Below are 18,713 nucleotides of genomic sequence, written 5' to 3' on the forward strand. Positions count from 1 at the left end.
GGGGTGAGGGCCCGCCTCTGGGGGCCTCAGGTGGTGAGGAAGGCGCGGAAGGCGCTCAGGGACGGGGCGATGTCGATGGACTGGTCGGCCAGCCAGGTGTCGTCGTCGTAGGTGCACTTGTAGCGCTCGCCGCCGTCACAGATCAGCGTCACCACGCTTCCCTGCTCGCCGTTCTCGAGCATCTCCTCGATGATCTGCACGGCCGCCGCGACGTTCGTCCCTGTGGAGCCGCCGACGTGGCGGCCGGTGACCTCCCGGACCCATCGCATGGCGGCGATCGACGCGGCGTCCGGCACCTGGATCATGCGGTCGATCACCGTGGGCAGGAACGACGGTTCCACCCGGGGCCGGCCGATTCCCTCGACCCGGGAGCCGGAGGCGGTCATGCCTGCGTCACCGGCGATCCACGACGGGTAGAACGCCGAGCCCTCAGGGTCCGCCACCGCGAGGCGGGTCTCGTGACGGCGGTAGCGGATGTAGCGGCCTATGGTCGCGGAGGTGCCGCCGGTGCCGGCGCCCACGACGATCCACGCGGGCTCGGGGTGGCTTTCCAAGGACATCTGCTGGTAGATGCTCTCGGCGATGTTGTTGTTGCCGCGCCAGTCCGTGGCCCGCTCGGCGTAGGTGAACTGGTCCATGAAGTGGCCGCCGGTTTCCTGGGCCAGGCGGCGGGACTCCTCGTAGATCGTTCCCGGGTCGTCGACGAGCCGGCACTTGCCGCCGTAGAACTCGATGAGCGCGATCTTCTCCGGTGAGGTGGAGGACGGCATCACCGCGACGAACGGCAGGTCGAGCATGCGGGCGAAGTACGCCTCGCTGACCGCCGTGGAGCCGCTGGAGGCCTCCACGACCGTGGTGGAGGGGCCGATCCAGCCGTTGGCCAGGCCGTAAAGGAAGAGCGAGCGGGCCAGACGGTGCTTGAGCGAGCCGGTCGGATGGACGGACTCGTCCTTGAGATACAGCTCGATACCCCACCGCGGCGGGAGCGGGAACACGTGCAGGTGGGTGTCACAGCTACGGTTGGCGTCCGCCTCGACCCTGCGGATCGCCTCGGACACCCACGCGCGAGTCGTCGGATCATGCCGGTCCACGTACTTCATGACTCCACGTTATCGGGTGTCCGATCTATGTGACCCTTAACACACTTTCTCCCTTTTGGGGTGTTGTCTGTTACTATAATGAGACTTGTCCGGCCTCGGGTGTGAAGTCACCGCCCCCGGCCAATCGCTTCAAGACCCCTCCTGACCAGCTAATACCCTTAACGTCACCCTTATAGGTGAACCGTGAGCATGTGATCAGCCGTCAGATGGAGTAAAGCGGTTACCGAGCCTGCATGGGTTCATGCCGGATGGGTAACGGGGGACAGGCAGGTATGAGGGGGATGAGATGATCTCGATGACCGAACAGCAGCGGCAGGCGTGGTTCGAGCGCGACGTCATGCCCGTGACGAACCAGCTCTACGCGTCCGCCATGCGCCTCACCCGGAACACCGCTGACGCAGAGGACCTGGTGCAGGAGACCGTTGCCAAGGCGTACACCTCGTACCACCAGTTCCGCCCTGGGACGAACCTGAAGGCGTGGCTGCACCGCATCCTCACCAACAACTTCATCAACGACTACCGCAAACAGCAGCGGTCGCCGAAGTTGTCGGCCGCCGAGGACATCGAGGACTGGCAGCTCGCGGCCGCCGAGTCGCACATGTCGACGGGCCTGCGCTCCGCGGAGACCGAGGCGCTGGAACTGCTTCCCGACAGTGTCGTGATGAACGCTCTTCGTGCTCTTCCTGAGGACTTCAAGGTCGCGGTGTACCTGGCGGACATCGAGGGGTTCGCGTACAAGGAGATCGCCGAGCGCATGGGCACGCCGATCGGCACCGTCATGTCCCGCCTGCACCGCGGTCGTCGCCAGCTCAGGACGATGCTCGAGGGCTACGCCCACGAGGAGGGCGCCCTGCGCCCCTCCCCCCAGTTCCAGGCTGCCTGACACCCCTCGCGGGTCGGTCCATGACGGCACGGAGATTGATCTCAAGCGGTTCCACATTCGAGGAGCAGATCGGTTACTCGCGCGCGGTGGTCGACGGCGACTGGATCCACGTGTCGGGGACGACCGGGTTCGACTACCAGAGCATGACGATCTCCGAGGAGATCGTGGAGCAGGTCGAGCAGTGCATGAAGAACATCGAGGCCGCGCTGCGGGAGGCCGGGTCCTGCTTCGCGGACGTGGTCAGGGTCCGGTACATGCTTCCTGACCCGGCCGATTTCGAACCCTGCTGGCCGGTGCTGCGCCGTTGCTTCGGCGATGTGCGCCCGGCCGCCACGATGCTGGTCTGCGGCCTGTCCGACCCGCGGATGCGCATCGAGATCGAGGTCACGGCCCACCGCTCCGCGACCGCCTGACCGCCGAGCACGGCGAGACGGTCGTACGAAAAGGGCTACGCCGAGGCGATCAGGGCGACGGCGCCGAGGGCCAGGCCGACACCGGCCGCCTGAACGGCGTTGAGGCGCTCTCCCAGCACGTATCGCGCGAGCAACAGCGTGCTGGCGGGGTAGAGCGAGACCAGCACCGCCACGAGCACCAGCAGGCCACGCTGGACCGCCAGCAGGTAGAGCACGTTCGCCAACATGTCGAGGACCCCGGCGGCGATGATCGTGGGCAGGGCCCCCCGGCCCGGCACGACCGTTGCCCTGATGCTCAGTGCCAGCACGGCGACCACCACCACGGAGGCGAGCCGGGCGCCGAACAGCGGCCACATGCCGCTGTCCTCGGGCACCTGCTTGAGCAGGATGAAGAATGCGCCGAACCCGAGTCCCGAGGCCAGCGACTGGAGGATCGGGGCGAGCGCCGGACGCCCTCCTCCGCCGCCGGAGGCGCGGCTGACGAGGACCACGGCCGCCAGCGCCAGCACCACCCCGCCGAGCGCCAGCGGTTCGGGCCGCTCACCCACCGCCAGGCCGAACAGCACGGGCAGCGCCGCCGACATGGTGGCGGTCGTGGGCGCCACCACGGACATCACACCGCCGGCGAGGGCCCGGTAGAACAGGATGACGGCCAGGCCGCCGGCCAGGCCGGCCGCCATGCCCCAGGCGAGCGCCCCGGCGTTCAGCGTGCCGGGCAGCAGCGGGAGCAGAGGGAGCACGAAGACCAGGCCCGTGATCTGCGTGAGCATGACGACGGCGAGCACACGGGAGCGTTTGGTGGCCAGCCCGCCGAAGAAGTCCGCCGTGCCGTACACCACGGCGCAGACCGTGGCCAGCAACACCGCTGTCATGCCATTCACCCCTCACTGCATTGCACTGTTAGTACAACCTATTGGGATCAATACAGTGCACACAAATCTCACTACACTGCCCTCATGGCGGATCCGGAGACGGTTACGGCGGCGATCGCCAACAACGTCCGCGCTCAGCGCGCCCATCGAGGGCTGACCCTCGACGCCCTGGCGGCGCGCTCGGGGGTGAGCCGGGGGATGCTCGTGCAGATCGAGCAGTGCCGCACCAACCCGAGCGTCAGCACGCTGACGCGCATCGCCGACGCGCTCGGCGTGACGGTCGCGCGCCTGGTGGAGGTCTCCGACACCCCCGTGGTCCGGGTGGTGCACGCCTCCGACGTCGTCACCCTGTGGCGCAGCGAGAAGGGTGGCTCGGCACGGCTTCTCGTGGGCTCGGACACGCCCGCGATCCTCGAGTTGTGGGACTGGACCCTGGCGCCGGGGGAGCACCACGACGGCGACGCGCACCCCGCCGGCACGCGCGAGATGCTGACCGTCCTCGAGGGCGAGCTGACACTCTCGGTATACGGCCGGAGCCATGTCGTCGGCCGGGACGAGGCCGTGCTCTTCAGCGCGGACCGGCCGCACCGCTACGCCAACGAGGGGGCGGTGACGTTGCGCTACATCATGGTCGTCACCGAGCCCAGGGACACCCTCGACCAGTAGCGCCACGCAGCGTATCTGGTTGAATCCTCACGGTCACATTACGACTCGCTTACGGCCGTGCAAAGCTGTGCCCAATGCGGGTACATCATCGGTGTGTATGCGCTGAAGGCTTACCGTCCTGCCCGGCCGCATGTCGCCGGGGGGTGGTCGGGTGACTGACTCCCGGGGGGCCCTGCCGAAACTCCGTGTGGAACTCGTGGGCCTGGGGGTGACGGACGCATACGAAGTTTGTGATGACACCATCCTCTCTGTCTGGATTGGGCTAGTCGTCACTTTTCGTGATGGCTTTTACTGTTGGCAGGAAGGTGTGGTGAAACGACGGCACTTGGGTACAGATCCGGTGGGATGCGCCATTCGGGTGGCGCGTCGTTACGCCGAGTTACAGGCCGATGCTCCGCCCTGGTGGGACGAGCTCGCCAAGACTCTGCGCGGGGGAACGGCCGAGCATTACCCGTGACCCTGCCGCTGTTTCGGGGGGAGCGAGCGGGTGGCACTATTTCGGTTGCGAGTCCTGTGGCTGTCTTTCCCGCTGTCGCTCTCACTGGCCCTTGGCCTGTCGGCATGCGGCGAGGTCGTGGCCCCTGGCCAGAAGAGGTACGTGGATGACATCGTCCGGATCCGAACCTCCGCGCCCGTCCGCGGGAACGTCGACCCCCGCCTGCTGGCAGCGCGGGTGATCGCCCAGCAGCCCGGGTGGCCGGGAGCCCGTCCGATAGTGGCCCCGCATCGCCGGTCGATCCGGTGTGAGCAGATCAAGTGCGTGGCGCTGACCTTCGACGACGGCCCGTTCGACTACACCGGCAAGGTGCTCGACATGCTCGCCGAGCATCACGCCAAGGCGACGTTCTTCGTGGTCGGGCACATGGTGAACGCCCAGACCGGCTTCACCCTTCGCCGCATGGTCTCGGAGGGGCACGAGCTCGGCAACCACTCGTGGGACCACCCGACGCTCACCGCACTGTCCCACGAGGCCCTGCGCGGGCAGCTCGAGCGTACGCAGGAGGTGGTCAGGGCCGTCACGGGGACCACCATGCGGCTGATGCGCCCGCCGTACGGGGCGACCGACGGCAAGGTGGCGGAGGAGACCGCACGCGCGGGGCTGGCGCAGATCATGTGGGATCTCGACACGCTCGACTGGCGCGACAGGGACAGCGCCCTCGTCGCCCGGCGTGCCTCGGCCGCCCCGCCGGGCTCGGTCGTCCTGATGCACGACATCCACAAGAGCACGGTCGAGGCGGTGCCACGGCTGCTGCGGGAGCTCGACGCCAAGGGCTACACCTTCGTGACCGTGTCGGAGCTGTACGGCACGCGGGAGCTCACCCCGGGCAAGCGCTACGCCGGCGAGGCGGAGGAGGAGAACGGCACCAAGCGCCGCTGATCCTCCACGCCCCGCGGCGGCGTCAGATGCCGCGCTTGGCCCGCGCGGCGCTGCGGCCTCGGACGGCCCCGTCGAGCACGACCTTGCGGATGCGGACGTTCTCCGGGGTGATCTCCACGCACTCGTCCTCACGGCAGAACTCCAGCGCCTGCTCCAGCGAGAGCATGCGCGGCGGGATGAGCTTCTCGGTCTCATCACTGGTGGAGGAGCGCATGTTGGTGAGCTTCTTCTCCTTGGTGATGTTGACGTCCATGTCGTCGGCGCGGGAGTTCTCACCGACGATCATGCCCTCGTAGACCTCGGTGGTCGGCGACACGAACAGCGTGCCGCGCTCCTGGAGGTTCATCATCGCGAACGCGGTGACCACGCCGGCCCGGTCGGCGACCAGCGAGCCGTTGTTACGGGTGCGCAGCTCGCCGAACCACGGCTCGTACGCCTCGAAGACGTGGTGGACCAGGCCGGTGCCGCGCGTCTCGGTGAGGAACTCGGTGCGGAAGCCGATCAGGCCGCGGGCCGGGACCACGAACTCCATGCGGATCCAGCCGGTGCCGTGGTTGGTCATGTGCTCCATGCGGCCCTTGCGGACGGCGAGCAGCTGGGTGATCGCGCCGAGGTACTCCTCGGGTGCGTCGACGGTGAGCCGCTCGACCGGCTCGTGCAGCTTGCCGTCGATCGTCTTGGTGACGACCTGCGGCTTGCCGACGGTCAGCTCGTAGCCCTCGCGGCGCATCTGCTCGACCAGGATGGCGAGCGCCAGCTCGCCACGCCCCTGGACCTCCCAGGCATCGGGCCGGTCGGTGGGGAGCACGCGCAGCGACACGTTGCCGACGAGCTCCTTGTCGAGCCGGTCCTTGACCATGCGGGCGGTGACCTTGGAGCCCTTGACCCTGCCCACCAGGGGGCCGGTGTTGGTGCCGATCGTCATCGAGATCGCCGGCTCGTCGACCGTGATGAGCGGCAGCGGGCGCGGGTCGTCGGGGTCGGCCAGCGTCTCGCCGATCATGATTTCGGGGATGCCCGCGATGGCGATGATGTCGCCGGGCCCTGCCTCATCGGCGGGCTTGCGCTCCAGCGCGTCGGTCATCAGCAGCTCGCTGATCTTGACCCGCTGGATGGAGCCGTCGGTGCGGCACCAGGCGACTTGCTGGCCCTTCTTGATGCGGCCCTGGTGGACGCGGCACAGGGCGATACGGCCGAGGTAGCTGGAGGCGTCGAGGTTGGTGACGTGGGCCTGGAGCGGCGCGGAAGGGTCGTACACCGGCGCCGGGATCGTCTTGGTGATGGTCTCGAACAGCGGCTCGAGGTCATCGGAGTCGGGCATGCCGCCGTCCTCGGGACGGTTGAGGCTGGCCCTGCCGGCCTTGGCGGAGGCGTAGACGATCGGGAAGTCGATCTGCTCCTCGGTGGCGTCGAGGTCCATGAAGAGCTCGTACACCTCGTCGACGACTTCCTTGATGCGCGCGTCGGGGCGGTCGACCTTGTTGATGCACAGGATGACGGGCATCTTGGCGGCGAACGCCTTGCGCAGCACGAACCGGGTCTGCGGCAGCGGGCCCTCGGAGGCGTCGACCAGCAGCACGACGCCGTCGACCATCGACAGGCCGCGCTCGACCTCACCGCCGAAGTCGGCGTGGCCGGGGGTGTCGATGATGTTGAGGGTCATGCCGGCGTGCTTGACGGCGGTGTTCTTTGCGAGAATGGTGATCCCCTTCTCGCGTTCCAGGTCGTTGGAGTCCATGACTCGCTCGTCGACGTCCTGGTTGGCGCGGAACGCCCCGGACTGCCAGAGCATGGCGTCCACGAGCGTGGTCTTCCCGTGGTCGACGTGCGCGATGATCGCGATGTTCCGCAGGTCGTCGCGGCTGTTCAAAGGCATGATGGAGTCTCGCTCTGGGTCGTTGAGGCCGGCCACGGAAACTGCGGCCTCGTCCATTTTAGTTGATCGCTGTTACCACCACGTGCCCAGCCTGCGCAAAGAGGGGCAAATCCGGCATATTTTGTTGTTTTGTGGGGTGGCACCCCGACCTGTGTTGACCAGGCACGAAGGGGTGGATACGGAGATCATGTCTCTGGGTTAGGACGGTTAAGGAACCCACATTCTGGACTAACCCCGTCGTCCCCGGGCAGACAGCCAGCATGGTGGACGACGGACTTACGCAACTCGCCGCCTCCGCACGCTGGATCGCCGAACCCTTCGGCCCGTTTCCATGCAGGCGGCAGCTGACGGGATATCGATGCCGCCTCGCCGTATGGGCAGTAGTGGTCGGCGCGTTCGTGACCGGGTGCGTCACACCGATGGCGGCCAAGGCGGAGAGCTCCACGGCGGCGGCACACTCCGGGGTCGTGGGGCCGAGCTGTGCCGGCGCGACCCCCATTAAGCTCGATCCATGTCTCTTGCCGCAGCATTCCCCGCGACGCTGGTGACAAAGGACGGTGTGCGGATCGACGCGGCGCACACCCCCTCACGCGGCGACGCGGATCTGGGCGTGGTGATCGCCCACGGCTTCACCGGTTCCTGGCGTGAGGGGACCACGCGACGCATCGCCCACGTGCTGAGCGGGTTCGGCGGGGTCGTGGCGTTCGACTTCCGCGGCCACGGACGGTCGGGCGGGCTGTCGACGGTGGGAGACGCCGAGGTGCTCGATCTCGACGCGGCGGTACGGCACGCACGTTCGGTCGGCTACTCCCGCGTGGTGAGCGTCGGGTTCTCGATGGGCGCGGCGGTCGCCGTACGCCACGCGGCCCTGCACCGTGGGACGGACGCGGTGGTCTCGGTGAGCGGCCCCGCCCGCTGGTACTACAGGGGCACCCGGCCGATGCGGCAGGTGCACTGGGCCATCGAGCGGGCATCCGGGCGCTTCGTGGCCCGGCTCGCCAAGCGCACCCGCATCCAGGCCGGCAAGTGGGACCCGGTTCCGCTCGCGCCGCACGAGGCGGTCGAGCGCATCTCACCCACCCCGCTGCTCATCGTCCACGGCGACGCGGACACCTTCTTCCCCCTGGAGCACGCACACCAGCTCTTCGACGCCGCTCGGGAGCCCAAGGAGCTGTGGATCGAGCGGGGATACGGTCACGCCGAGTCCTCGGCGACCCCCGATCTCATCCGGCGGATCGGCAGGTGGATCGTAGAGGTTCCGGCGAGGGACGACGGGGCCCGGCCCCGGCGGACCCACGCGCCCGGTTAGCCGTCCCTCGCGGGGCATCGGATCCGGACAGCACACCGGAAGCAGGGGGTGGACCAGTGATCCTGGTGATCAACTCGGGGTCATCGTCGGTCAAGTACCAGCTCATCGATCTGGACGGTCCTGAACGGACCAAGCCGGGCAAGATCGAGAACATCGGTGAGCCGGGATCCGAGGTTCCCGACCACGAGGCGGCGCTCACACGGGTGGCCGACGAGGTGTCGGCGCATTCCGGCGAGCTGACGGCCATCGGTCACCGGGTCGTCCACGGCGGGCCGGTTTTCATCGAGCCGACCCTGATCACCGATGAGGTGGTCAAGCACATCCAGGAGGCCGTCCCGCTGGCCCCGCTCCACAACCCCGCCAACCTGGCGGGCATCGAGGTGACGCGCAGGCTCTGGCCCGATCTGCCGCAGGTCGCCGTCTTCGACACCGCCTTCCACAGCACGATGCCGCTCGCGGCCCGCACCTACGCCGTCGACCACGAGGTCGCCCAGCGGTACGGCCTGCGCCGGTACGGCTTCCACGGCACCTCCACCGCGTACGTCTCGCGCGTGGCGGCGGAGCTCGTGGACCGGGCCGGGCTCGCCAACGTGATCGTGCTGCACCTCGGCAACGGCGCGAGCGCCACGGCCGTCGCGGCGGGGCGGTGCGTGGACACCTCCATGGGCATGACGCCGCTGGAAGGCCTGGTCATGGGCACCCGGTCCGGCGACCTGGACCCTGGGACGATCTTCCACCTGATACGCGGCGGCATGGCGCCCGACGAGGTGGAGTCGATGCTCATCGAGCGAAGCGGCCTGCTCGGGCTCTGCGGCGACAACGACATGCGGGCGGTCCTCGCGCGAGTGGAGTCCGGTGACGAGGCCGCGGCCCTCGCCTACGACGTGTACTGCCACCGGCTGCGGAAGTACATCGGCGCCTACTGCGCGGTGCTCGGCGAGGTCGACGTGATCGCCTTCACCGGCGGGGTCGGTGAGAACTCCGCTCTGGTGAGGCGGAGCGTGCTCTCGGGCCTGGAGCACATGGGCATCCGCCTCGACCCGCTCCGCAACATGTCGGGCGATGCCAAGCGGCTGATCTCCGCCGACGACTCGGACGTGGTGATCGCCGTCGTGCCGACCGACGAGGAGCTGGAGATCGCCAGGGAAACTTCTCTTGTGGTGTCGCGAACCATTTCCGAATAAATGTCGTCTACCTCCAAAGGAGGTATGAGATCCACCAGGAGAAATCCAGACACGGACGTGACCACTGGCGGGGGCGATCTCGGACATCCTTGTATCGCGGGGCCGTCGCCCAGCGACGCGGGGGCGCGCTGGGCGACGGTTGCGCACGATCTCACCCCAGGCGGGCGATCGACTTGTACTCCAGGTAGGACGACAGGCCCTCGGGGCCGAGTTCGCGGCCGATGCCGCTGGCCTTGTATCCGCCGAACGGCGTGGCCGGCTCCATGGTGTTCATCATGTTGACGCCGTAGGTTCCGGTGCGGACCTGGCGGGCGATGTCCATGCCGTGGTCGGTGTCGGCGGTCCAGACCGTGCCGGACAGGCCGTAGTCGCTGTCGTTGGCGATACGGACGGCGTCGGCCTCGTCCTCGTACGGGATCACCGACAGCACGGGACCGAAGATCTCCTCGCGGGCGATCCGCATGTCGTTGGAGACGCCCGCGAAGACGGTCGGCGCGACGTACCAGCCGCGGTCGAAGGGACGGTCGAGACCGCCGACCACCGGCTTCGCGCCTTCCTCGATTCCGATCTTGATGTAGCCCTCGACCCGCTCCTGCTGGCGCTTGGCCACCAGCGGGCCGATGCCGGTGCCCGGGTCGGCGGGGTCGCCGACCGGCTGGCCGCTGACCATGTCGGCCACCGCCTGGAGCACCTCGTCGTAGCGAGAGGAAGGCGCGAGGATCCGGGTCTGGGCCACGCACGCCTGGCCGTTGTTCATGAGCGACGCGATCGACAGGAACCCCATGGCCCCGCCGAGGTCGCAGTCCTCGAGGATGATCGCGGCCGACTTGCCGCCCAGCTCGAGACTGCAGCGCTTCAGTTGCTCACCGCAGATTCCCGCGATGCGGCGCCCGGCGGCGGTGGAACCGGTGAAGGCCACCTTGTCGACACCCGGGTGCGAGACGAGGTGCTCGCCCGCCTCGCGGCCGGCGGCGACGATGTTGACGACGCCCTCCGGGATGCCGGACTCCTTGATCATCTCAGCGAGGAGGTAGGAGTCGAGCGGGGTCTCCGGAGCGGGCTTCACCACGACGGTGCATCCGGCGATCAGGGCGGGGGCGAGCTTGGTCATGATGACGAACTGCGGCACGTTCCACGGCACCACGGCCGCGACGACGCCGACCGGCTCACGCCGCACCGTCACCGGGCCGAACATGCCGGGACGCTCGTCCTCCACCGCGAACGTCTTGCCCAGCTCGCTGAAGTACTGCAGCATCCCGAGCGGCTGTGGCGCCTGGGCGAGCTGCGAGAACGTGATGGGGCTGCCCATTTCGAGCGTGATGATGTCGGCCATCTCGGCCTGGCGGGCGGCGTACAGCCCGGCCAGCTTGCCGACCACCTCGGCGCGCTCGGCCATGGACATCCTCGGCCAGGGCCCGTTGTCGAAGGCCTGGCGGGCGGCGGCCACCGCGCGGTCCATGTCGGAGGGAGTGCCGTCGGGCACCCGCCCGATGACTTCCTCGGTGTGAGGAGAGATGACGTCGATCGTCGCCGTGCCCGCGGGGTCGACCCAGTCGCCCCCGATGAAAAGACGGTCGTGCTGAAGCATGTGTCTCCCTCCTGGTCGGGCAGGCCGGGCCATTACTTGACCGAATGCTTGCTTGTTTAGTCTTGCCGCGAAGAGCCGGGCTCACAAGAGGCCGCATCGCCCAGTGGCTGAGACAGAACCATGTTCTAACCCGGTTGGCAAGAGTCGGGGACTCCACGGAGCGTCCATGGATAAGATCGGTCGCCCGGCACCACGGGGTGGCCTCCGTGGCGCGATCTGCCCAGATGTGCGGAGATTGTCGGGCCTAATTCGCTGGAAAGTCGCATCCGGCATCATCTCAAAGTGGTAGATAGTTCGCTAAAGGTTGATGGCTTCTTCCGATCGTGTGGCAGCTCCGAAGATCGGCTTCTATAGTTTCGGGGCGTCTGAAGTGGGGAGGGCTGATGCGATCAGGTCGTGTGATGGGGCTGGCCGCCGTCCTCGTCGGCCTGTTCTCGATGTTCGCCATGCCGGCCGCCGAGGCGAAGCCGAGCCCGCAGGCCCAGCTCAACAGGCTGACCAAGCAGGCCGCCGAGCTGCAGAAGGCCTACCGGGGCGAGATCCAGAGCCTGGAGGAGACGCGCCGATCCGCGCAGAAGGCCGGTGACCGGGTCAAGAAGCTCCGTTCCGACCTGGCCGAGGCCGAGGAGCAGATCGCGCAGTTCTATCGGAACTCCTACATGTCCGGCACGGTCGACGGCCCCCGGGTGTTCTCCTTCAGCGGCGATCCCGACACGATCCTCGGGCAGGCGGCGACCGTCACCTACCTCGCCGAGGAGAAGAACCAGCGGCTGAACAAGATCGGCACGCTGATCAAGGAGTCCCGGGCCGCCAAGAAGGAGGCCGACGGCAAGATCGTCGACCTCAAGAAGGAGATCAAGGAGCTCGAGGACAAGAAGCAGGACGTCGAGCGGCTGCTGAGGAAGTTCGGCTTCCAGACGCCGGACGCGGGCAGCGGCCTCACCGGCCGCATGATCAGCATCCGTAACGTCATCATGCAGAGCTTCCCGATGCCCTTCGGCGTCGGATGCCTGCGCCCCGGCGACCCCGGTGAGCACGGCAAGGGCCGTGCCTGCGACTTCATGATGAGCACGGGCGGACGCATGCCCGACGCGGCGTCGGCGGCGCGCGGCGACGCCCTCGCCCAGTGGTGCATCGAGAACGGCCGCCAGGTCGGCATCATGTACATCATCTGGAAGCAGCGCTACTACGACATCCGCACGGGCGCCGGTTGGCGGCAGATGTCCGACCGCGGCGGGATCACCGCGAACCACTACGACCACGTCCACGTGTCGGTCTTCTGACCTCACGCCGCTCCCGCCGTCCCCCTCCAGAGTGGTGCGCGGCCGGGGGCGGCGGGCGCCGTCACGGCGATGGACGGGCGGCGATGCGCTCCCTCAGCCAGTGGTACGACGCCTTGGGCGTGCGCTTCTGGGTGGTGAAGTCGACGTGGACCAGGCCGAACCTCTGACCGAATCCCTCGGCCCACTCGAAGTTGTCCATCAGCGACCAGACGTAGTAGCCGCGCACGTCCACCCCCTCGTCGATGGCGGCGCGGACGGCCTGGATGTGCCCGTCGAGATACGTGATGCGCGCCTGGTCGTCCACCACGCCATCCGGGCCCGGCTCGTCGGCCTGCGAGCAGCCGTTCTCGGTCACGTACACCGGCGGGAGCGCGGCGCCGTACCTGGCCTTGAGCCCGGCCAGCACCTCGCGCAGGCCGTCGGGCACCACCGGCCACCCGAAGGCGGTCGTGGGGTAGCCGGTGACGCCCGCGTCCTGGAACGGCAACTCTCCCGGGGCCGGCGCGGTGGCGGGCGCGGCGATGCGCGTGGGGTTGTAGTAGTTGACACCGAGGCCGTCGAGGGGCTGGGCGATGATCTCCAGGTCGCCGTCCTGGACCGCGGCCATGCTGGTCACGCCATAAGCCGACAAATCTGGATATTTCCCGAGAAGGATGGGGTCGTGAAACAGCCTGTTGTGCAGGGTGTCGTACGCCTCGGCCGCCTTCAGATCCTCGGCCGCGCCCGAAGCGGGCCACACGGGCGTGCAGTTGTTGGTGATGAGCACCTTCCCGGCCCCGTGCGCCCGTAGTGCCTGTACGGCGAGTCCGTGACCGAGCAGCTGGTGGTGGGCGGCGGGCAGGGCGTCCAGGAACAGGGTCCTGCCGGGGGCGTGGACGCCCAGGGCGTAGCCGAAGACCATATGGATGAACGGCTCGTTGAGCGTGATCCACATCGGCACCCGGTCGGCGAGGCGCTCGGCGACGATCCCCGCGTAGTCCGCGAGGTGGCGCGCGGTGTCACGGTTGAGCCAGCCGCCCTCGTCCTCCAGCGACTGGGGGAGATCCCAGTGGAAGAGCGTGGCCGCAGGCACGATGTCGTTGGCGCACAGCCCGTCGACGAGCCGGTCGTAGAAGTCGAGCCCCGCCTGGTTGATCCTCCCTCGCCCCTCGGGCTGGATTCTCGGCCACGAAATGGAGAAGCGGTAGGAGTTCACCCCCAAGGCGTTCATGAGCATGACATCCTCTGACCACCGGTGGTAATGATCGCACGCGACGTCTCCGGTGTGACCGTCACCGATCCGGCCGGGTTCACGGGCGAAGGTGTCCCAGATGGAGTCTCCCCGGCCGTCCTCCGCCACGGCGCCCTCGATCTGGTAGGACGCGGTGGCCGTACCCCAAAGGAACATGGTGACCTCCGGTGATATGAGTGGACCTCATGTTAAGCCGCGCAAGCCGATTCGGGAGGATGATGGGGGGATGACGAACGTCTCCGCAGGGACGCTCCGCCGCCGTCCAGCCCAGCGTCGCAGTGTCGAGCGGGTCGAGCGAATGCTGGACGAGTGCGCCCGGCTCCTCGACGAGGTGGGATACGAAGCGCTCACCACCAAGGAAGTGGCCCGCAGCGCGGGCGTGCCGATCGGCACGTTCTACCAGTTCTTTCCCGACAAGCAGGGGCTGGTACGGGCGCTGGCGCTCCGCAACCTCGACGCCTTTCTCGCCCGGCTCACCGCCCGGCTGGGGTCGGCCGGCATCTCCGACTGGACCGACGCCGTCGACCTGGCCGTCGACGAGTTCGTGGCGATGAAGCGCACCACGCCGGGCTTCGCCATCGTCGACTTCGGCGAGGTGCTGCCCACCCCGGAAGGGCCACCGCTCAAGGGCACCAACCGCCTGCTGGACGCCGCCCTGGAGAACAACGTCATCGTGGCCGACCGGCTGAGGGCGCTCACCATCGACCTTCTCGGCGCGCCGACCGGTCCCGGCCTCGACCGGGCGCTGATCGTGGCCGTGGAGGCGGCTGACGCCGTGCTGAAGCTCGCCTTCCGCACCCATCCCGACGGCGACCCCGACCTGATCGCCGAATGCAGGCGGCTGATCCGCGCCTACCTCGCCGACCACCTACCGGAGCTGTAGTCCCCTGCCCGCCGGATCTCCGTGCTGCGCTGACACCGTCAGGAAGCTTGACCCGGAGCCTACTCCAGGTGTCATGCTCGACCCGTGAGCGTTTACACACCGGCACAGGCGGTCGAGGAGACCGGGTTCAGCCTGGACACTCTGCGTTACTACGAGCGCATCGGCCTGCTGGAGCGGGTCGAACGGAACGCGGCCGGCCAGCGGCGGTTCAGCGACGAGGACCTCGGCTGGCTCGGCATGGTCAGGTGCCTGCGCGACACCGGGATGCCCATCGCGGAGATGCTGCGCTTCGCCGAGCTGGTCCGCGACGGCGCCCACACCATCGACGACCGCATCACGCTCCTGGAGGCCCACGACCGCGACGTCGAGGCGCAGATCGCCCAGCTCCAGGAGAAGCAGGCCGCCATCCAGCGCAAGATCCAGTACTACCGCGACGTGCTGGCGATCTCTGGAGCGTCGGCCTGCCGGCGGATCGAGGAGCCCCGGCCACACTGATCGGCCGCAGCCGGGGGGCACCGTCCTCGAGAGCCATGGCCACCCTTTGCCCTGGTGAACGCGCCTCTTTCTGAACCGGCTGCTACACCGGTAGGAGAGGAGGGGTGCATGGCCGGACCGCGCGCCACGCGGATGAACATCCCGCTGCGCCGGGTCGCGACGGCGTGCGGGCTCATGGTATTCGCGCTCATGAGCAATGTGACGCTCATCCAGGCCTTCCACACCGACGCACTGGGGAGGGACCCGCGCAACCCGCGTGAGACGATCGACCGTTTCGCACACCCACGCGGCGACATCCTGCTCCGCGACGGCACCGTGGTCGCGACCGAGGGGCCGGGCCAGGGCAGGTACAAGTACCGGCGCGTCTACCCCGACGGCCCGATGTACGCACCGGTCACCGGCCACCTGTCCCTGTACGACGCCACAGGCGTCGAGCTGGCGCAGGACCACATGCTGTCGGGTGCGGACTCGGAGATCAGGATGCGCAGGCTGATCGCCAACCGCCTGGAACAGGGAGCGTCGGTCAAGCTCACCATCGACGGCAGGGCCCAGCGCGCGGCGTACGAAGGGCTCATGGCCACCGGGCACAAGGGAGCCGCGGTCGCCATCGACCCGGCGACCGGGGCGATCCTCGCGCTGGCGTCCTACCCTTCCTACGATCCCAACCTCTACAGCACCTTCGACGGCAAGCAGCTCATCGAGGCCGACCGCCGGCTGAGGAACGACCCCACCCGGCCACTGCTCAACCGGGCGATCGAACGCACCTACCCTCCGGGCTCCACCTTCAAGATCGTCACTGCGGCGGCGGCGCTGAGCTCCGGGTTCTACGCTCCGGGCACCACCGTCACCGCCCCTCCCTGGATCCGGCTTCCCGGCACCGCCACCACCCTGGCCAATGCGGGTGGGGAGAAATGCGGGAACGGCAGGCCCCCGCTCGCGCTGGCCTTCAGGCTCTCCTGCAACACCGCCTTCGCGGAGATCGGGCTCCGCCTCGGGCAGGACACGCTGCGCACGCAGGCGGAGGCGTTCGGATTCAACGTCGACGACCTGGCCATCCCGCTGCCCGTGGCGAAGAGCGTGTACCCCTCGAACCTCGACCGTGCTCAGACCGCCATGTCGGCCATCGGCCAGTTCGACACCCGCGCCACCCCACTGATGATCACGATGATCTCGGCGGCGGTCGCCTCCCACGGCTCCATGATGCGTCCCTACCTCGTCGAGGAGGTGCGGCTACGGGACGGGACGATCATTTCGGTCACCGACCCCGCGAGCTTGCCGAGGACGGTGTCCAGGGAGGTGGCCGACCAGATCACCGCGATGATGGTCACCGTCACGGCGCCAGGCGGTACGGGCTCGGCCGCCGCCATCTCCGGGGTCGAGATCGCCGCCAAGACCGGCACGGCGCAGAACGCCGCCGACGCCCGGGACCATGCGGTCTTCACGGCCTTCGCTCCAGCGGCGGAGCCCAGGGTGGCCGTGGGCGTGCTCGTGGAGAACGGCGGCTTCGGCGGCGACACGGCCGCTCCCATCGCCCGAGCGATCATGGAAGCCGTCCTCTAGAGGGCGGTCAGACCTGGGTCGGCGACTCCTTGCGTTCGTGGACGACGGTGTAGGCGCGAGCCTGGAGGCTGTACAGGTCGGCGTAGATGCCTCCGTGGGTCATGAGCTGGTCGTGGGTGCCCTGCTCCACCACCTTGCCGTGGTCGAGCACGTAGATGCGGTCGGCGTAGCGCACGCTGGCCAGGCGGTGGGTGATGAGCAGGACGGTGCGGCCGTCGGCGTGCCTGCGGATCCGCTCGAACAGGGCGTGCTCGGCGCGGGCGTCCAGCGCGGCCGTCGGCTCGTCGCAGATGAGCAGCGGCGCGTCGCGGTAAAAGCCCCTCGCCACGGCGATGCGCTGCCACTGGCCCCCCGAGGGTTCGTGGCCGTCCTTGAAGCGGCGGTCGAGCAGGGTGCGGTAGCCGTGCGGCAACTCGGCGACCACCTGGTCGGCGCCCGCGACCTCCGCGGACGCGTGCAACGCCTCCTCGCCCTTCTCCAGGCCCATGGAGATGTTCTCCTTCGCCGTCAGCGGCCAGCGGGTGTGGTCCTGGGCGATGACCGCGATGTGCCGCCGCAGTTCCTCCTGGTCGACCTCCTGGATGTCGACGTCGTCCCAGCGGACCTGGCCGCTCGTCGGGTCGTACAACCCGGCGAGGATCTTGGACAGGGTGGTCTTGCCCGAGCCGTTCTCGCCGACGAGGGCGACCACCTCACCCCTGTCGATGTGGATGGACACCTGGTCGAGAGCGGGGTCGTCCTTGCCGGGGTAGCCGAAGGTCACCTCGTCGACGGTGATCCGCTGGAAGTTGGTGGGCGCCACGCGTGCCCGGACCGCGCCCATCCGCTCGCGGGCCTGGGCGCAGAAGTCGAGGAAGTCGGTGAAGTAGAGCCCCTCCTCGTACAGCCGGTTGGTGGCGAACATCAGGTTGGACAGGGAGCTCTGCCCCGACCGGATGGCCAGGACGGCGGTGCCGGCCACGGCCAGCGGAACGGCGCCGATCGCGAGGAGCACCCCGAGCGCGACGTAGACGATGGCGGTGCCGACACCGCCGAGCGCCTCCCCGATGATGCGCGCCACCGTCTGCCGCCTGGCCAGATCGAGGACGACATCTTGCTCGGCGCCCGCCACCTTGTCGTACAGGCGCATGAGGAAGCGGCGCATGGTGAACGAGCGGACCTCGGCCGCGGTCTCCCTGTCGGCCATGAGATCGGTCAGGATCCACTTGCGTCGTCTGACGGGCACCAGGGCGTACATCGTCGTGTAGCGCATCCGCGCCGAGCGGACGGCCGCCCATGCGTCGGGGATGACCGCCAGCACGAGCAGGGGGAGCAGGACCGGGTGGAGGATGCCGAGCACCCCGGCGGCGGCCACGATGCCGATCAGGCCCGTGAGCAGGTCGATCGCCGAGTCGACGACGCTGTCGACCATGGAGACGCCGCGCATGCGGGCACGCTGGAGGGAGTCGTGGAAGTCGGGGTCGTCGAAGCACACCAGGTCGACCCGGCCGGTCAGGTCGTAAAGCTGCTTCTCGGCGATGCGCACGACCTGCGGCTCCAGGCGGGACTGGGCCCACCCGGCACCGGCCTCCAGGGTGGCGCGCAGCGCGGCCGCCACGCCGACGAGCAGCAGGCTGGGCAGTGCGGCCCTGACACGGTCGGGCGTCGGACCAGACGAGAACAGCGCCTGGAGCACGCCGGTGGTGGCGAGCAGGCCGAAGGCGGTGAACATGCCGCCAAGGACGCTCAGGGAGATCGTGGCGACGGTGTCGCGCGGGCTCGCCCGCCAGGCCATGCGGACGGCGTGGCCGATGAGCGCGGGGAGCCTGCGGGCCACCGTGAGGAAACCCACGTTGGTCATCGTGACGGTGTGGGCGTACCAGTCGCTGAAATTGACCTCGCCGAGATCGATCAGCGCGTCATCGGTGACGGAACCGTCGGGGCCCGGGGTCTTCGGCGGTTGGTCTTCAGGTGGGGGGCCGCTGGAGCCGGCGGCTGGACCCGGGAGGGAGT

The 18,713-nt window shown here is 68.5% G+C and carries 16 protein-coding genes; 10 read left to right on the top strand and 6 right to left on the bottom strand.

Annotated features, from left to right (window positions below):
- Positions 1–26 precede the first annotated feature (26 nt).
- The gene (gene cds1, locus ABD810_RS35870; RefSeq protein ID WP_344951468.1) at positions 27–1,100 is read right to left on the bottom strand and encodes an L-cysteine desulfhydrase Cds1; all 1,074 of its coding nucleotides are present in this window, start codon (positions 1,098–1,100) and stop codon (positions 27–29) included.
- A 286-nt stretch (positions 1,101–1,386) separates the two neighbouring features.
- Here cds1 and ABD810_RS35875 point away from each other — a divergent pair, with 286 nt between their 5' ends.
- A complete protein-coding gene (locus tag ABD810_RS35875; RefSeq protein WP_344951471.1) occupies positions 1,387–1,983 on the top strand; it encodes a sigma-70 family RNA polymerase sigma factor in 597 nt (198 codons plus the stop codon).
- A gap of 20 nt (positions 1,984–2,003) precedes the next feature.
- Positions 2,004–2,396, top strand: a complete 393-nt coding sequence (locus tag ABD810_RS35880) for a RidA family protein (RefSeq protein WP_344951473.1) — start codon at positions 2,004–2,006, stop codon at positions 2,394–2,396.
- Between the two features lie 35 nt (positions 2,397–2,431).
- Here the strand turns inward: ABD810_RS35880 and ABD810_RS35885 are convergent, their stop codons facing one another.
- On the bottom strand, positions 2,432–3,268 hold the full coding sequence (locus ABD810_RS35885) for an EamA family transporter (RefSeq protein WP_344951476.1): 837 nt from the start codon (positions 3,266–3,268) through the stop codon (positions 2,432–2,434).
- Between the two features lie 84 nt (positions 3,269–3,352).
- Here ABD810_RS35885 and ABD810_RS35890 point away from each other — a divergent pair, with 84 nt between their 5' ends.
- Both ABD810_RS35890 and ABD810_RS35895 read left to right on the top strand, forming a co-directional pair.
- Positions 3,353–3,934 (top strand): helix-turn-helix domain-containing protein, encoded by a 582-nt coding sequence (locus ABD810_RS35890; RefSeq protein WP_344951480.1) that lies wholly within the window; start codon positions 3,353–3,355, stop codon positions 3,932–3,934.
- A gap of 598 nt (positions 3,935–4,532) precedes the next feature.
- The gene (locus ABD810_RS35895) at positions 4,533–5,312 is read left to right on the top strand and encodes a polysaccharide deacetylase family protein (RefSeq protein WP_344951483.1); all 780 of its coding nucleotides are present in this window, start codon (positions 4,533–4,535) and stop codon (positions 5,310–5,312) included.
- A gap of 22 nt (positions 5,313–5,334) precedes the next feature.
- Here the strand turns inward: ABD810_RS35895 and typA are convergent, their stop codons facing one another.
- Positions 5,335–7,188 (bottom strand): translational GTPase TypA, encoded by a 1,854-nt coding sequence (typA, locus tag ABD810_RS35900; protein ID WP_344951486.1) that lies wholly within the window; start codon positions 7,186–7,188, stop codon positions 5,335–5,337.
- 511 nt (positions 7,189–7,699) lie between these two features.
- On the opposite strand from typA, the gene ABD810_RS35905 reads away from it, so the two are divergent.
- Positions 7,700–8,497, top strand: a complete 798-nt coding sequence (locus ABD810_RS35905; RefSeq protein ID WP_344951489.1) for an alpha/beta hydrolase — start codon at positions 7,700–7,702, stop codon at positions 8,495–8,497.
- Between the two features lie 56 nt (positions 8,498–8,553).
- Complete coding sequence (locus ABD810_RS35910; protein ID WP_344951492.1) at positions 8,554–9,681, top strand: acetate/propionate family kinase; 1,128 nt, start codon at positions 8,554–8,556, stop codon at positions 9,679–9,681.
- Between the two features lie 151 nt (positions 9,682–9,832).
- On the opposite strand, the gene ABD810_RS35915 is transcribed toward ABD810_RS35910, so the two are convergent.
- Complete coding sequence (locus ABD810_RS35915) at positions 9,833–11,269, bottom strand: aldehyde dehydrogenase (protein ID WP_344951495.1); 1,437 nt, start codon at positions 11,267–11,269, stop codon at positions 9,833–9,835.
- A 383-nt stretch (positions 11,270–11,652) separates the two neighbouring features.
- On the opposite strand from ABD810_RS35915, the gene ABD810_RS35920 reads away from it, so the two are divergent.
- Positions 11,653–12,552, top strand: a complete 900-nt coding sequence (locus ABD810_RS35920) for a coiled-coil domain-containing protein (RefSeq protein WP_344951498.1) — start codon at positions 11,653–11,655, stop codon at positions 12,550–12,552.
- A gap of 61 nt (positions 12,553–12,613) precedes the next feature.
- Here ABD810_RS35920 and ABD810_RS35925 read toward each other — a convergent pair whose 3' ends face one another.
- Positions 12,614–13,939, bottom strand: coding sequence for a GH1 family beta-glucosidase (locus ABD810_RS35925; RefSeq protein WP_344951501.1), 1,326 nt, complete (start codon positions 13,937–13,939; stop codon positions 12,614–12,616).
- Between the two features lie 70 nt (positions 13,940–14,009).
- On the opposite strand from ABD810_RS35925, the gene ABD810_RS35930 reads away from it, so the two are divergent.
- The 3 genes from ABD810_RS35930 to ABD810_RS35940 all read left to right on the top strand — a co-directional run bounded on the left by ABD810_RS35930 (position 14,010) and on the right by ABD810_RS35940 (position 16,721).
- On the top strand, positions 14,010–14,666 hold the full coding sequence (locus ABD810_RS35930; protein WP_344951503.1) for a TetR/AcrR family transcriptional regulator: 657 nt from the start codon (positions 14,010–14,012) through the stop codon (positions 14,664–14,666).
- A gap of 84 nt (positions 14,667–14,750) precedes the next feature.
- Positions 14,751–15,161, top strand: a complete 411-nt coding sequence (locus ABD810_RS35935) for a MerR family transcriptional regulator (RefSeq protein ID WP_344951506.1) — start codon at positions 14,751–14,753, stop codon at positions 15,159–15,161.
- 108 nt (positions 15,162–15,269) lie between these two features.
- Positions 15,270–16,721: a peptidoglycan D,D-transpeptidase FtsI family protein gene (locus tag ABD810_RS35940; protein ID WP_344951508.1), complete on the top strand. Its 1,452-nt coding sequence runs from the start codon at positions 15,270–15,272 to the stop codon at positions 16,719–16,721.
- Between the two features lie 7 nt (positions 16,722–16,728).
- On the opposite strand, the gene ABD810_RS35945 is transcribed toward ABD810_RS35940, so the two are convergent.
- On the bottom strand, positions 16,729–18,561 hold the full coding sequence (locus tag ABD810_RS35945; protein ID WP_425567020.1) for an ABC transporter ATP-binding protein: 1,833 nt from the start codon (positions 18,559–18,561) through the stop codon (positions 16,729–16,731).
- Positions 18,562–18,713: the final 152 nt, after the last annotated feature.

The sequence above is a fragment of the Sphaerisporangium flaviroseum genome (genome assembly GCF_039537005.1).
In the GTDB taxonomy this organism is placed as follows: Bacteria; Actinomycetota; Actinomycetes; order Streptosporangiales; family Streptosporangiaceae; genus Sphaerisporangium; species Sphaerisporangium flaviroseum.